This is a genomic window from Bacillus sp. V3-13 (assembly GCF_002860165.1).
Taxonomy (GTDB): domain Bacteria; phylum Bacillota; class Bacilli; order Bacillales; family Cytobacillaceae; genus Bacillus_BJ.
Genome location: NZ_PGUZ01000056.1, coordinates 1 through 14,558 on the forward strand (window position 1 = coordinate 1; position 14,558 = coordinate 14,558).

The 14,558-nt window shown below is 40.0% G+C and carries 13 protein-coding genes and 2 pseudogenes; all 15 read left to right on the forward strand.

What is annotated here, in order from left to right; translation table 11 throughout:
• Nucleotides 1-101 precede the first annotated feature (101 nt).
• The 15 genes and pseudogenes from CU633_RS17940 to CU633_RS18005 all read left to right on the forward strand — a co-directional run bounded on the left by CU633_RS17940 (nucleotide 102) and on the right by CU633_RS18005 (nucleotide 14,443).
• A pseudogene (locus tag CU633_RS17940) lies at nucleotides 102-2,045 on the forward strand (DNA/RNA helicase domain-containing protein).
• A 197-nt stretch (nucleotides 2,046-2,242) separates the two neighbouring features.
• Nucleotides 2,243-3,451 carry a thermonuclease family protein gene (locus CU633_RS17945; protein WP_257959020.1) on the forward strand — a complete coding sequence of 403 codons (1,209 nt, stop codon included), beginning with the start codon at nucleotides 2,243-2,245 and terminating at the stop codon, nucleotides 3,449-3,451.
• 94 nt (nucleotides 3,452-3,545) lie between these two features.
• A pseudogene (locus CU633_RS23680) lies at nucleotides 3,546-3,635 on the forward strand (YHYH domain-containing protein); the annotation flags it as partial.
• A 192-nt stretch (nucleotides 3,636-3,827) separates the two neighbouring features.
• The gene (locus CU633_RS17950; protein ID WP_257959022.1) at nucleotides 3,828-4,721 is read left to right on the forward strand and encodes a hypothetical protein; all 894 of its coding nucleotides are present in this window, start codon (nucleotides 3,828-3,830) and stop codon (nucleotides 4,719-4,721) included.
• A gap of 15 nt (nucleotides 4,722-4,736) precedes the next feature.
• Nucleotides 4,737-5,408: a PH domain-containing protein gene (locus CU633_RS17955; protein WP_101661953.1), complete on the forward strand. Its 672-nt coding sequence runs from the start codon at nucleotides 4,737-4,739 to the stop codon at nucleotides 5,406-5,408.
• Nucleotides 5,409-6,337: 929 nt separating this feature from the next.
• Nucleotides 6,338-8,188 (forward strand): BglG family transcription antiterminator, encoded by a 1,851-nt coding sequence (locus tag CU633_RS17960; protein WP_101661954.1) that lies wholly within the window; start codon nucleotides 6,338-6,340, stop codon nucleotides 8,186-8,188.
• A 4-nt stretch (nucleotides 8,189-8,192) separates the two neighbouring features.
• On the forward strand, nucleotides 8,193-9,350 hold the full coding sequence (locus tag CU633_RS17965; RefSeq protein ID WP_101577483.1) for an amidohydrolase/deacetylase family metallohydrolase: 1,158 nt from the start codon (nucleotides 8,193-8,195) through the stop codon (nucleotides 9,348-9,350).
• Nucleotides 9,322-9,651: a PRD domain-containing protein gene (locus CU633_RS17970; protein WP_101661955.1), complete on the forward strand. Its 330-nt coding sequence runs from the start codon at nucleotides 9,322-9,324 to the stop codon at nucleotides 9,649-9,651. Before CU633_RS17965 ends, CU633_RS17970 begins: the two co-directional genes overlap by 29 nt.
• Before the next feature lie 14 nt (nucleotides 9,652-9,665).
• Complete coding sequence (locus tag CU633_RS17975) at nucleotides 9,666-10,025, forward strand: glycine-rich SFCGS family protein (RefSeq protein ID WP_101577485.1); 360 nt, start codon at nucleotides 9,666-9,668, stop codon at nucleotides 10,023-10,025.
• 5 nt (nucleotides 10,026-10,030) lie between these two features.
• On the forward strand, nucleotides 10,031-10,384 hold the full coding sequence (locus CU633_RS17980) for a DUF4312 family protein (RefSeq protein ID WP_101577486.1): 354 nt from the start codon (nucleotides 10,031-10,033) through the stop codon (nucleotides 10,382-10,384).
• Nucleotides 10,385-10,394: 10 nt separating this feature from the next.
• Nucleotides 10,395-11,180, forward strand: a complete 786-nt coding sequence (locus CU633_RS17985) for a DUF4311 domain-containing protein (protein WP_101577487.1) — start codon at nucleotides 10,395-10,397, stop codon at nucleotides 11,178-11,180.
• A 59-nt stretch (nucleotides 11,181-11,239) separates the two neighbouring features.
• Entirely contained in the window at nucleotides 11,240-11,878 is a 639-nt protein-coding gene (locus CU633_RS17990) for a DUF4310 family protein (RefSeq protein WP_101661956.1), read from the forward strand.
• Nucleotides 11,879-11,889: 11 nt separating this feature from the next.
• Complete coding sequence (locus tag CU633_RS17995) at nucleotides 11,890-13,002, forward strand: DgaE family pyridoxal phosphate-dependent ammonia lyase (RefSeq protein ID WP_101661957.1); 1,113 nt, start codon at nucleotides 11,890-11,892, stop codon at nucleotides 13,000-13,002.
• Nucleotides 12,999-13,721 carry a KDGP aldolase gene (locus tag CU633_RS18000; RefSeq protein WP_101661958.1) on the forward strand — a complete coding sequence of 241 codons (723 nt, stop codon included), beginning with the start codon at nucleotides 12,999-13,001 and terminating at the stop codon, nucleotides 13,719-13,721. The genes CU633_RS17995 and CU633_RS18000 overlap by 4 nt, the downstream gene beginning before the upstream one ends.
• A gap of 59 nt (nucleotides 13,722-13,780) precedes the next feature.
• Nucleotides 13,781-14,443 (forward strand): HAD family hydrolase, encoded by a 663-nt coding sequence (locus tag CU633_RS18005; RefSeq protein ID WP_101661959.1) that lies wholly within the window; start codon nucleotides 13,781-13,783, stop codon nucleotides 14,441-14,443.
• Nucleotides 14,444-14,558 lie beyond the last annotated feature (115 nt).

Below are 14,558 nucleotides of genomic sequence, written 5' to 3' on the forward strand. Positions count from 1 at the left end.
ACAAGAAAAGTGTCTTTTTTTCATTTATTTTACTGTATAAAACTGGTTAATCAACACGCCTGAAATAATAAAAGAAAACCATTAAACAGGGAATGAATAACATGATTGTATATGAAGCTACAAAATATGAGTTTCTTCAAGACGTCTTCCACGATGAGTTAGTCAATAATATCTGCAAAAATTATAATTCCAAGATCGGCAAGATTAATGAACGGGAAGTTCGTGCATGGGATAACTCTATGCAGTACATGTATAGGGTTTTGAGTGATAGCGATATTCCCGGTGATGCCGGTGTTGCGATTGAGTTTAAGATACCGCATACATCGAGACGAGTAGATTTTCTGATTTCAGGTAGAGATGCTGAGAATAATTCAATAGTTATTGTTGAGTTAAAGCAATGGGAGTCGGTTGAGGCTATCACAGGAAAAGAAGCGATTGTGAAGACGGCGATGAATCGGGGATTGGTGGAGACTACGCATCCCTCTTATCAGGCCTGGTCATATGCTTCTTTGATCAAGGATTACAACGAAAATGCGCAGAACGAAGATATGAGATTATATCCTTGTGCGTATTTACATAATTACTTAAATCAAGGTGAGCATGATCCATTAACGGATCCAATTTATGATTATTATATTGAAAAAGCACCTGTTTTTGTGAAAGGGCAGGCTAAGAAGCTGCGGGATTTTATCAAGCGTTACATACAGTTTGGCGACAATAAAGAAAATCTCTATAAGATTGAAAATGGGCGTATCAGACCGTCCAAGTCTTTACAGGATTCTCTCAATCTAATGCTGCAAGGTAACGATGAGTTTGTAATGATAGATGATCAAAAAGTTGTTTATGAGGAAGCCGTTCATTTGGCAAAAGAAGCGATTCGTACGGATACGAAACAGGTATTGATTGTGAAAGGTGGTCCTGGGACGGGGAAATCGGTGTTAGCTATCAATCTTTTAGTTTCCTTAACCAATCAAAGCTTGGTATGTCAGTATGTTACGAAGAATTCGGCACCGAGAAATATATATTCTGCGAAGCTGAAGCGTGATTTCAGAAAGGGACACATCGATAACCTTTTTAAAGGATCTGGCAGCTATATTAATGCTCCTAAGGATGAGTTTGATGTGCTTATTGTGGATGAAGCCCACAGATTGAATTTGAAGTCGGGGATGTTCAGTAATCTTGGAGAGAACCAAACGAAGGAAATAATCGAGGCTTCAAAGTTCTCAATCTTTTTTATCGATGAAAGACAGCGAGTGACATTTAAGGATGCCGGGAGCTTAAGTGAAATTGAAAGAATTGCAAAAGAAAACAATGCGAACCTGACTATTATGAACTTGGAATCGCAATTCCGCTGCAACGGCTCGGATGGATATTTGGCTTAGCTGGATGATGTTCTTCAAATTCGAGAGACAGCAAACTCGGACTATATCGGCAGTCAGTATGATTTCCGCGTATTTGATAATCCGAATGACATGCGAAAAGAAATTGAAAGCAAAAATGGTAACAACAAGTCGAGAATAGTTGCGGGATATTGCTGGAACTGGGATCAAGAAGGGAAAAGCAACCCTAATTATCATGACATTGTTCTTGAAAACTACGATTTTAAAATGAGCTGGAACCTTGGAAACTCGGATACGTGGGCAATTGACCCCGAATCTGTGAAGGAAGCAGGCTGTATTCATACATGCCAGGGGCTGGAGTTTGAATATGTTGGAGTCATCATTGGAGATGACATGCGGTACGAAGCTGGACAAGTTATCACAGATCATACAAAAAGAGCGAAGACGGATTCTTCACTAAAAGGTTTAAAGAAAATGATGAAGGAAGATCCGGAAAAGGCTAAGAAACTTGCAGATGATATCATCCGTAATACTTATAGAACCTTAATGACTCGAGGGCAAAAGGGCTGCTATGTTTATTGTACTGATCTAGAACTTGCCGCTTATCTTAAAGAGCGTTACCAGCAAAGCAATACGGTATATGAGCAAAATGAATTTTTTAGGAATGAATCCAAAGTTGCAGAATCCAATAGTGAATATTGGTAAGACAATAGATTTGTCCACGTAATTTATAAAGAAGGCAACATGACCAGTTTTGGTTTTGTTGCTTTCTTTTTTTTAAAAGTGAATTAGACTATTCCTTGAAAAATACAATTTTACTATTTTTACTGTTTTTATACTAATATCTGGGATAAGGTGATATAATCTGACTATATAGAGATAAATACTTTAGGGGGAATCATATGTTGAAATCGCATCAACTATTGCTGTTAACTTTCATCGTTCTTATAACGTCTTTTCTTATGCCTAATCAAACATTTGCCCATAATGGAGCAAGAGATGAACTGGGTGGTCATTTTCGTAGAGCAGACTGTGTTTACCTTATGCACAGTCCAACACCTTTAGCACAAACGGCAAATAATGTACAAGAACTCATTGCGCTAATCAAACAAAACAACACCAATAGTGCTTGTACTAGTACATTAAGTGCTAACACTATTGATCTTGAAGGATATTCTTTTCCTACAGGGGAACCTGCTGCAGAACCGGAAGCGGCCCCAGCTTCAGTACCTGCTCAAGCCCCGAAGTCCCAATCGCCTGCGGTTGCCGCACCAGCTGCTGCAGAATTGAAGACGGGAACTAAATATTCTGCGACTTTATCGAAATGTGTTGATGGGGATACAGCGCATTTCATTATTGACGGAAATACATATAAATCTCGTTTTCTATATATTGATACACCGGAAAGCACAAACGAAATCGAACCGTATGGACAGGAAGCCAGTGACTTTACTTGTTCTTTTCTGAATCAAGGAAACATAACCTTGGAGACAGATGGAAGCGAACTTTATGATAAGTATGATCGTTTATTAGTCTGGGTATGGGTGAACGATAAGCTTCATCAAGAGGAAATTACCAAGGCTGGATTGGTTGAAGATTTTTATGATTACGGTTCCTATAAATATGAAGCGGAAGTAAATGCCGCTATGCAATATGCAAAGTCAAACTATACAGGAATGTATGCCTCTTTAAAACCGGCAGAAGAAAGTAAACCTGCTTATGCAGAAACAAGCGCCCAAACAGAACAAGATTCACAGGCAATCGAAACAAATGAGGAATCAAGGAATGATTCTGATAAGTCTAAAGATAAACAGCAAGAATTAACTGTTGATGAAGAGGTTGATTCTGAAATGGCGGCTACGGAAGAAGAGGTAAGTGATGCATATGCCGTTACCGGTTTAATTGTAACTCTTTGCTTCTTTCTTTTACCGTGGATTAAGCGCAGTATTTTTGGAGTAAACCCCATAATTGCCCACAGGTTAAGAGCACGAAGATGGTTTATAAATGTATTTCTGTTTGTTCTGTACGCTTCCATGTGGTGGTTGGTATTGATCGTAATTTTTATTGAACTGATTCATTTGTTCAAAACCCGCAGAAGATTGGTTTCTTAACATGCCATTATAGATTTTTAAAATGATAGGGGGAACAAACATGTGGAAAAGAATTGGTATCTTTATTCTGTTATTTACTTTTTTCTCTGGAACAATGACTTATGCACACTCAGGCGGATTGGACGCGAGCGGTGGCCATAATTGCAGCGCAAAGTCTATTGCTAAGGGGCTATGTTCTGGATATCATTACCACAATGGAGGGGGATCATCGTTAGGAGGTTCATCCGGCGGTTCTTCCACTAGTACACCGGTTACCTCAAGCGATAAGGATTGCTCCGAATTTGCTTCATATGATGAGGTTGTACAATATTGGAACGCAAAGGGTTATTCTGCCACCTATGATCCGGAAAATCTTGACGGTTGGGGGAATGGCCAGGTGGATGACGGCATTCCTTGTGAACCGCCAAGCGGTTATGACAGAACCAAAATCAATAATAGCCCTGAACAAGTCCAATTTAATCAAGACCAGCAAGACAGAGCAAATGGTGAAAAAGAAGGATCTGCTAAAGGTTTAGAGGATGGATATCAGGAAGCGGCAAGCAATAGCATTGCAGGACGTGGATCTATTGCTTATCAAGAAGGTTATTCTGCCGGCTACACTAAAGGTTATGAAGAAGGAAAGAAAAAGATCGAAGCCGAGAAAACTGCTGCAACGAATGAAGGCTATTTACTAGGGCAAAAACAGAATGATATAGCTGTACCCGCTAACTATTCATCGCATGCAGGCCTGAAGAAAGCATTTGAAGATGGTTTTAATAAAGCTGTAGCAGAACGTGTCGAGGTTAAGAAAAAAGAATTTATCGAACTGGGATATACGGACGGCAAGAAAGATACTCATGCCCCTCCTAATGATGTGGAAGAAATATATATCACAGCATATGAAGAGGGTTATGAACAAGCTCAATCGGAGTTAAAAGAAGAGTATTTTAACCAGGGGTACGAGGCCGCATTTACAATGCTGGAATATAAAGAACCAAACCTGGCCAATGAAAAATTTAAGGAATGGTACAAAGAAGGTTTTGAATCAAATAAGGAAATAGTTGAAATTCAAAACGCAGGGCTTGCTTTAGGACAAAAAGGAGAAGAATTGGTTATTCCAGCCGAATATCGCAAAGGTGAACTTATCTTTAAAGAATTTTACGCGATGGGATTTAAAGAATTCGAGGAAAAGAAAACTGCCAATCAAACTGCGTCGGCCGGTGGTTTGGGTGCAATGGTTCTTATCTGGTTAGGAAGAAGATTTTATGTAGCTAAAAAGATGATAAGTTAACAGGAGGGATTAGATTTGGGTATTTACCGGACTGTTTGTCATAAGGTAGAGGACATTTTTGTCAAGGTGCTGGCTAAAAATCAAGACCCGGCTATGGTGAAAGAAAGAGTAGTTCAATATCGCGCTGAAAAAGAAAAGCTCAGTCAGGAACGAAAAGCATCTAAACAACAGAAGAGAGCCGAGCAGCAGCAACTCCAATTGCAAAGACGTGAGGAAAAAGAGGCTCAAAGGAGACAACAGGAAGAACGAGAGCGAAGAGAAGTGGAAGCGCTAATTTCCAAAGTGCTTGATAATAGCGGGCAGGGATATTCGCTATATGAATATAATGAAATTAAAAAAAATAAACCGTTCTTCTTATCGCTGGTGCAGCGAGTCTTTGAACCGAATGAAAAAGCTTTGACCTTTATTTTCTGCGAGTTTGATAAGTCGAGCAAAAAAGAAATCAAAGGATATTTAATTCCGACAAACAAAAGAGTTTTATTTTTGACGAAGGACCTAAATCACATGGATAAATTCCGCTACCAAACTGTGATTAACGTAAACTGGTTTAAAGATGGAATTCTGGAGCGCGGGCTGAAAATTCAATACGGGAAAAGAAAATTGGAATTTGACGAAATATATGATCAAGATCAAATGCAAAAAGTAGGTAACACCATTTTAAATCGTTCGACGAACAGAACTGTGTAATGCTAGTCCAAAAACACAGTAGTAGGTCACCGTATTAACATAAGCAGGAAAGTAGCACATATTATGTGTGTTCACTAATGGTATGTATTCAATATGAGTTTTGACAGGGGGCTGTCTAAAAAGTCCATATTAGAGTAAAATGCACTCAAATTAAAAACCCAAGAATGTTGATTTAACAGCATTCTTGGATTTTACTTTTTTTAAGGCTTCGGCTGAAATACCACTTTTAGGGCAGCCCCTATTTTTATTTCAGAGTTACACGGTGATCCTGATCTTAACAAGTGAGGGTTGCAATTTTTATGTAGACTTTTTCTATATAGTTGATACTTCAGAATGAGCGGGGGATTTATCTCGGTTGTCAAGACGTACGAATAGATAGGACGTAAGACTTGAGGCGCTAAGAGTTGATAATTACTTTCAACTGTGTTTATCCAGACACTTCATTGCACGTATAAGAATGCAATTTTGTTTAATATCGCCATACATAGCTAAATGACGTATGGTTCAACAACGATGGAATGGCCGTAAAAGCATTACCAACTAATGTTGCGACTTGTTTTTAAAAACACGAAACTCGACTAATTTACTAAGGATATTTTCTTCACAAAATGTCAAAACACGATTTCTCTCCATTCGTCCAACATCCCTTTGATGCTGTCAACATGATGACTCCTCAATCGTATCTTCTAAAAATCATCTAAAATAGTAGTTGAGCGTAGTGTCATCAACCTGGGGACTTTAACATCGGCTTAACTTTTTTTAATTTAGCAGTTATGTTCATTACGATAATAATATTTTTGAAAATTCTGATGAATTTTAATTTCACTAATGAAGGTGAAGTAATTTTGTCTGTTCGGTAGCGGAACCTTTTTTTATAATTAAAGTCATAATCGATTATACGCAACAACTACTAGTAGAGCGGTGAGGATATGTTAACGACAAGAACCTTTCAGCTGGCAAACAAGTTATTAATAGCTAAATCTCCATTGAGGATTAAGGATTTATCAGAGGAATATGGGGTTAGTACACGAACGATTAAGTATGATTTGGAAATTGTAAGAGAGTGGTTTAAAGCTCAGGAGCAAGAACTGCATTCACAAACAAATAAAGGGATTTGGATTGAGTGCAGCGATCATGACCGAATGAATTTGCGGACAATCCTTTCTCAGTTTGAACGCTCCAATATTTATCCAGACCAGTCGGTTCGCATAAGGAAAATTATCCTGACGTTGATATTAAGCAATGAGTATATTACTGCTGCCGAACTGTCTGATTCATTGGAAGTTAGCAGGAATACCATCTTGAGCGATTTGAATAATGTGGAAGAAATTCTTTGCTCGTGGGGGTTGATTCTTGAACGCAAACAAAGGACAGGATACAGACTATTAGGGGAAGAGCTTCAAATACGGTTGATGTTTGAATACGTGATTTATAGCGTGCTAGATGATTATGAGATTTATAAAATGACGACTCGTATCACAAAGAAAGACCGTGAAGTGGATGCTGGCCTCCCTATCGAAGATAAATTAAAGGATGTCTATATAGCAATTGAGAACCAAATGAGGGAGTTGTATAATCCTTCATTGGCTCCGTTAATTCGTCTCTCCGATTTGCTGAAGATACTGTTTCGCATTACTTTTTCGGTTGTTAGACTAAATATGGGCCATACCATCAGCAGCTATCGTATTCTAGATCAATCTGAGCTCAAGGATGATGGATCTTACTATGTGGCTTCTGTTATGGAAAAGGTTCTGGCAGATCAGCAGCTGCCATTATTGGAAGAGGAATTTCTCTATGTAACAGGCAGTCTCGAGAAAGAAACCGAACCGGTGGATGCTGTAGATGTAACAGGAAAAATCATCCAATACGTCAGCGATATTGAGGGAATAGATTATAAAAAAGATCCAAAGCTTTACAGCAATCTGCTTGCCCACTTGTCGTTAAGGTTCCACAACGGGTCCCTTTATTTAAAAGAAATTAATCCGATCGAGGACGAGATTAAAAGAAACAATCCCGAGCTTTTTAAAAACGTTCAAGAGGCGTGTCGTCGTTATATAAAACAGCATAATTTGCTTATCCAGGATTCTTTTATTTCCTTAATTGTCCTTCACTTTCTGGTATCTTATGAATGTACATTTAAGCCAAAGCGGAACGTAAGGGTTCTTTATGTATGCTCAACAGGAAGAGGAGTAGCCCGCCTGATAAAGAACCGGGTTGAAAAAGAAATTCCAGCAGTGGATATTGTCGCTTATTGTTCCCTTCTTGAAGTAGAAGAGATATGCGAACAGGAAAAGGTGGATATGATTGTAAGCGTTTTCCATATTGAAACAAGTATCCCTGTTGTAGTCGTAGAACCGCTTCCGGGAAAACGTGATATTGAGGCGATCAGAGAACAAATGAAGTCGCTCATTGGGGCGGAAGCAGACGAAATCAATCATCTTATTGAGAAGCGGGAGTTTCAGTCCAGCCACGATGATACGGAAACCATCAGCCAGGAGATTATTTTAAAGGGCTTTGAAGTAGCCCAGGCATTGCTAGAAGCTTTTCCAATTGAATCACAAGAAAATTGGAAAAATGCTTTTCAGATGCATGTGTTCTTAATGGTTCACCGGTATTATTTTGACAAGCAATATGATCAGTATTTCCACACCAACCATCCGGTATTAGACAGTGATGAGGAAATAATGATTAAGGTCCGAAGTATTTTGAAAGATAAAGACTTGCATGTCCATGATGCAGAAGTTCTTACTCTATTACAATACTTAAAAAAATGGAAGTGAATGTATGAATGAAGCAGTAATCATTCAAGATGGCTTTGTCATTGACCCAGAAGCCTTAACAATTACAAAAATGGATATCGGCATTCTAAACGGAAAATTTGCGTCTATTCAACAGGTGCAGACACAGGATCGCAAAGAGATTCAGTACATCAATGCATCTGGCTATTATGTTTCTCCGGGATTTATTGATTTACATGCTCATATCTTTAAGGATTACACAGAATTGGGCATTGAACCGGATACAGTAGGAGTAGAACAAGGAGTCACAACCATCGTGGATGCAGGCAGTTCTGGTTTTGACAATTACAGTTTGCTCAAGGAAGAGATTATCAACTCAAGCAAAACTGAGATCTTGACGTTGATAAATATTTCCCGAAAGGGGCTATGTCATGGACTTTCAGAACTTGCGAACTTGCGTGATTTGATGACTCTTGAGGAAGCCGAGCAAATCTTCAAAAGAGAGAAAAATATCGTTGGCTTAAAAGCCCGAATGAGCGGATCTGTTGTAAAGGAAAGTGGGATTCAGCCTCTAAAACATGCAAGAAACATTGCAGACCATTTACATAAACCGATCATGGTTCATATTGGGAATCCACCTCCATACTTACAGGAGATATTCCCACTTCTTAAAAAGGGGGATATTGTTACACATGCATTTCATGGGAAAAAACATGGAGTTTTAAATGAGGAGGGAGAATTGATTCCAGAAGCTTCAAGCGCTATTGGAAGAGGTGTCCGATTTGATATTGGCCATGGTACCTCGAGTTTTAGCTATAAAACGATGAGAAGGTTTAAGGAAAAATATGATATGGCTTTTACAATTAGCACAGATATCTACAGGAAGAATTTCTCTTATCCTGTTGGAAGTCTCATGGTTACCATGTCGAAGTTACTTGCGCTCGGGTATTCATTAACCGAGGTGGTGGAAGCCGTTACAAAGCGGGCTGCAGATACTCTTCTATTAACTGAACAAGGGACATTTACGCTTGGCACAAGAGCGGATGTGACAATCTTTGGCCTGGAAGAGGGGGAATCTCTTCTAGCTGATTCGGAAGGTGATGAATTGATATGCCATCAAATTCTTACTCCATATATGACCTTAAAGACTGGAAAGGTGGCATTCAAGAAGGACGATGGAATTAAGAACGCAAGAGCTTTATGAAAAAAGCGAGGAACCGAAATTATGTAAAGAAGTGATGCAATTCACAGAGCAGCTCATGTTACAAAAAAACATCAAGATGACAGAATCACAATTATTGTCTTTGTTATCCCATATTTCAGGGATGGTATACCGTTCCAAACACAGAGAATCGATTGAGCAGGTAGATCCATTGCTTTTTAAGGATGTTTCTGACGATTCCATTGATTTGGCAAAACAGGTCTGTGAGATTTTTTCAGACTTAGATGAAAGTGAGAAATACTTACTTTCGATACATTTTGAAGCAGCAAAAGTGAACAATTAGGAGGAAGAATGGCTATGACTCAAGTTGTTGTGGTAATCGGAGATCGTTTAGGTAAAGGGCAAAATGTAGCTAAAGGGGTAGAAGCAGCAGGCGGAAAGGCGATTGTGATTAATGGCGTTGGTGCAGATATGCGCCTTGGAGATATCATGAAAGAGGAAAATGCGGACTTGGGGATTTCCTTTTGCGGCAGTGGCGGTGCAGGAGCGATTACTGCACAAACAAAATATGGATATCCTGCCCATTACGGAATGCGTTCCATCGATGAGGGTGTTACAGCCGTAAAAGAAGGGAAACGCGTGTTGGGGTTCGGATTCATGGATGTTGAGGAATTAGGAAAGCGCATCACCGAAGCATATATGAAGGCTAGAGTGTAGCTACCATGGAAAAAGTGATTCAGCAAAAAGTCAGAGTGCAAGGAACCGGTAAGACTAAAGAGCATGCCGTCAATTTCGCCCTCGGACAAATACAAAAAAAAGTCCTGGACGAACATAAGGTCATGATGATTCGCATCGAACCGTTAGGGATAGAGGTAGTCAAAGCAATTGAACAGAGTTATATAGAACGGTTTATGCTCTTTTTCTTCCCGAGAAAAAGACAGACCTACAAAGTGGTATTAGACGTCACAGTTCAATGTACATTATTAAACATAAATGACATTGAATTTAAGCGAATAGATGAACCTGGTGGAGTGGTAAATGGTATTTTGAGAAAACAACAAATGACAGAGAAATAGGAGGGGGAACATGGAGGTATTGGAAATAGCTATAAAATCGATCATTATCGGTGCTCTTGTAGGTATAGGAGTTGGAGCGGGGGCTGCCAGAATGTTTCACGCACCGAAAGTGCAGGGGATGGGGGCATTCCGTACTTTAGGGGAGTTGAATGCTTGCGCCGGGGATGCTGCATCCCATTTTTCTTTCGGACTTGGATTCTTCTTTAATGCATGGGCATCTTCTGTTGGTGCCGGTGCTTTCACACAGGATGTGGACCACCGGATCATCCCGAATTGGGCGGCATCCGTTCTTATGCGCAAAGGAAGACGTCCTGAAGATACCCTGCATAATCCTAAAAAAATGGGTATTGCCGGTGCTATCATCGGAATTATTGTAGTTGCTTTCTTAAACCTTACAGCATCCGCAATTCCTGAATCTTTGCAGGCTATTGCTGTTAAAGTACTTGTACCTGCCGCCAATCTATTAATTAATCCGGTAATGCCTGTCATCTTCTGGCTTGCAGCATTGGATGCTGGAAAACGATCCGGTTTTTGGGGAACGATTTTTGGAGGTGCTGCTCATCTGATCATGGGGAATGCAGTTCCTGGTGTTGTATTAGGGATTTTAATAGGTAAAGGCGTGGATGACAGTGGATGGAATAAAGTCACGAAAACATTGATTACTTCTGTTATTCTACTATTTGTATTAAGTGCATTTTTCCGCGGATTCGATGTAAAGCTATTAGAAAGTATGTATATTAATACGCCAGAATGGCTGAAAGACTTGCATAGATTATTGGGATTAGAGGTGAAGTAAATGAGCTCACAAACTGCTCGCATTATGGAACATGAGATAAATAAAAAGGAGAAATTGATATGAACAAAAACTTTTGGTATGCGGACTGGTCCTTCCCGATTTTTGTCGCTCTTTTATCATCAGGAATCTTTGCCGGGACACATATGTACTATGTTTATAAAATCGGTGCTTTTAATGATGTTGCGATCGTTGCAATGCTAGAAGCAGGATTACAAGGGGCAGGCTATGGAGCTGCGGCTGCATTTGGAGCAAGTTTCCTGTTTGCCCGAATTTTAGAGGGTTCACTTGTAGGGATTCTCGACATTGGCGGTTCGCTGCAAACAGGTATTGGTATTGGAGTCCCTGCCATATTGCTGGCAGCAGGGATTACTGCTCCACTTGAAAATTTTATTCTTGCATTAATTACAGGAGCCCTGCTTGGAGTAATTGTGGGGTATGTCATTATTGGAATTCGAAAGTTCACGGTAAATCAATCTAATTCAACGTTTGGAGCAGACATTATGATGGGTGCGGGTAATACCTCCGGCCGTTTCCTGGGACCCCTTATAGTCATTTCAGCAGCAAGTGCATCCATCCCAATTGGAATCGGATCAATTATTGGTGCAGCCATATTCTATGTCTGGAAAAAACCTGTTGCGGGCGGAGCGATCTTAGGGGCCATGATCTTTGGAGCAATCTTCCCAATCTCTTTAGAATAGGTGTGAAAAAAATGAGTGTTTTTGAATCATTTGGATTACGCAAGGTCATTAATGCCAGTGGAAAAATGACGGCATTAGGAGCATCTGCTGTTAGTGACGAAGTGGCGGAGGCTATAAAGCAGGCATCTCAGGATTATGTGGATATAGATGAGATGATGAAATACGCTGGACAGGTCATTGCTGAATACACAGGAGCTGAAGACGGTTGCCCCACCTGCGGGGCAGCTGCAGGGATTGCCATTGCAGTTGCGTCCGTCATTACAGGTAATAATTTAACCTTGATTGAGAGAATGCCAGATTCCGAGGGGCTAAAGAATGAAATCATCATTCAAAAGGGCCAGCAAGTCCACTTTGGTGCAACCATTGGACAAATGATCCGGGTTGGGGGCGGAAAAGTGGTTGAAGTAGGAAGCGCCAATAAAGTGGAGGCCGACCATATTGAGGAGGCCATTACAGATAAAACGGCTGCTTTGTTCTATGTTAAGTCTCATCACGCGGTTCAAAAAGGAATGCAGCCCATCAAAACGATGATGGAAATCGCTAAAAACCACAGTATCCCGTTTATTATTGATGCAGCAGCTGAGGAAGACTTCCAGAAGTATATAAAAATGGGTGCTGACATTGTGATCTACAGCGGCGGAAAGGCCCTGGAAGGACCAACGTCCGGCTTTATCTGTGGAAAAAAAGAATGGATGGAAGTTTGCCGAAAGCAATATAAAGGAATTGGACGCCCAATGAAAATCGGAAAAGAAGGGGTGGCCGGCCTCATTACTGCATTAAAGCAATATCCATTTAAAGAAGACAATGCTGAAGAACAAATTGAACGGATGACAAAGCTATGCCAAGCCCTGGAGGAAGTCAAAGGCCTAAAATGCGCCATAAAGCAGGATGAAGCCGGCAGAGCAATTTATCGGGCACAAATCGAAGTTGATGCGGATTTGGCAGGGGCGACGGCAGAACAGCTGCTTCACCGTCTGGAAACCGGTAATCCGGCCATTTACTTGCGCCATCATTATGTCAATATAGGCATCTTAGCTGTGGATCCCCGCCCTCTACTTAAGGGACAGGAAGAAATTATTGCAAGTACAATTAAGAGCATACTGAAAGAGGAGCAGCTTACATGAAACATAGAGTTATTTTTAATGTATTAGCAAAGGATGTCAATAATGCAAAAGAGCTGGTTGATATAGCCGGAGATCGTGTTTTAGTAGGCATAATGGTGAAAAATTATCCCAATGACGAAGCTGCCATTGAACAAGTTGAATTTTTCAAAAGTAACAGCATTCCTGTTTCAGTAGGCTTGGGAGCAGGTGACCCTGCAATGTGGAAAAGGGTAGCTGATGTTTCAGCCAAGACCCACCCTGAACATATTAATCAAGTTTTTCCTGCGGCTGCTTATACTCTGGGTCGTATTTCACAGCTGAATTTTTCTAACACGATCGTGAATGCATTAATTGAACCATCCGGAACACCTGGGGAAGTAATAATTTCTACAGGACCAAACAGCTGCGAATACAAAGAAAAGGTTTCCTGCGAAATGGCAGCTACGATGCTCGCGGAAATCGGTGTACACTCAGTAAAGTTCTATCCAATTAACGGAGATGAGAGATTGGATGAGGTAGCAGCAATGGTAAAGGCTGCTACCCAGGCTGGTTTGAAGATTTTTGAACCAACAGGTGGAATTGATGTTAATAACGTATATCGAATTGTCCAAACTTGTCTTGAAAATGGGGCTGAGACGGTAATTCCCCATTTATACACTTCGTTAGTTAACAGCGAAACTGGCAAAACCGAATTAGATAAAATAGAACAGTTAATAAGCATGGAATGGAACGTGGATTAAAGAGAAAAGGGGCTTTCATTTGATAGCTCCTTTTTCTTTTAGAGGAGGATTACCAATAAGTGAGATCATTTGCAGTTATATTTGATATGGACGGTGTCATAGTAGATAGCGAACCCGTATTTAAGACACTAAATAAAGAGTTGTTTCAAAAGTTAAACATTATAGTTCCCGATGTAGTTCAATCACAGTTTATTGGCGGCAGTGCCAATCGCAAATGGGCATTAATAAAACAATTTTGTAATGTGACGCAGCCCTTAGATGAGCTTATAAAATACCAAAAAGATTTTTTTAACTCGAAAGAAGTCCGTTTTGATGAAATCTTAAGCCCGGGAGTACGGCCGCTATTGGAAACTCTGAAAAGAGAGGGTGTACCTGCTGCACTGGCTTCATCGTCAGATAGGGACCGAATTAATAACGTGATAGATCAATGTGATCTGCATGGATTTTTTCAGTTCGTAGTTAGTGGAGAAGAGTTTAATGAAAGCAAGCCAAATCCCGAGATTTTCCTTCACACCGCGGCTAAATTAGGAATGGAACCTAGAAAGTGTATCGTTATTGAAGATTCCTTAAATGGATTAACAGCTGCTGACCGGGCAGGAATGAAAAAGATAGGAATTAAACATAAACAGATTCCTATGGACTTATCTATCGCTGATTTTACGATCTCTTCTTTGGAGGAAATTGACGTTTTAATGTTGGAGAAAGTTTTGGAGGAAATGTAAGCAGTATAATATCATTGTGTAGATTTTGAACGGGACTATTACAAGTCCTTCTTTTTTTGTTTCAAAAACCTGTTATGTAACGTAAACATGGTATAGTTTGTCTGAATACAAAGAC

Bases quoted from the DNA above. Each gene is read 5' to 3' on its own strand.
- CU633_RS17965 (WP_101577483.1), top strand. From the start codon at position 8,193: ATGAATGAAGCAGTAATCATTCAAGATGGCTTTGTCATTGACCCAGAA.
- CU633_RS17975 (WP_101577485.1), top strand. From the start codon at position 9,666: ATGACTCAAGTTGTTGTGGTAATCGGAGATCGTTTAGGTAAAGGGCAA.
- CU633_RS17960 (WP_101661954.1), top strand. From the start codon at position 6,338: ATGTTAACGACAAGAACCTTTCAGCTGGCAAACAAGTTATTAATAGCT.
- CU633_RS17995 (WP_101661957.1), top strand. From the start codon at position 11,890: ATGAGTGTTTTTGAATCATTTGGATTACGCAAGGTCATTAATGCCAGT.
- CU633_RS17990 (WP_101661956.1), top strand. From the start codon at position 11,240: ATGAACAAAAACTTTTGGTATGCGGACTGGTCCTTCCCGATTTTTGTC.
- CU633_RS17980 (WP_101577486.1), top strand. From the start codon at position 10,031: ATGGAAAAAGTGATTCAGCAAAAAGTCAGAGTGCAAGGAACCGGTAAG.
- CU633_RS18000 (WP_101661958.1), top strand. From the start codon at position 12,999: ATGAAACATAGAGTTATTTTTAATGTATTAGCAAAGGATGTCAATAAT.
- CU633_RS17985 (WP_101577487.1), top strand. From the start codon at position 10,395: ATGGAGGTATTGGAAATAGCTATAAAATCGATCATTATCGGTGCTCTT.
- CU633_RS17970 (WP_101661955.1), top strand. From the start codon at position 9,322: ATGGAATTAAGAACGCAAGAGCTTTATGAAAAAAGCGAGGAACCGAAA.
- CU633_RS17945 (WP_257959020.1), top strand. From the start codon at position 2,243: ATGTTGAAATCGCATCAACTATTGCTGTTAACTTTCATCGTTCTTATA.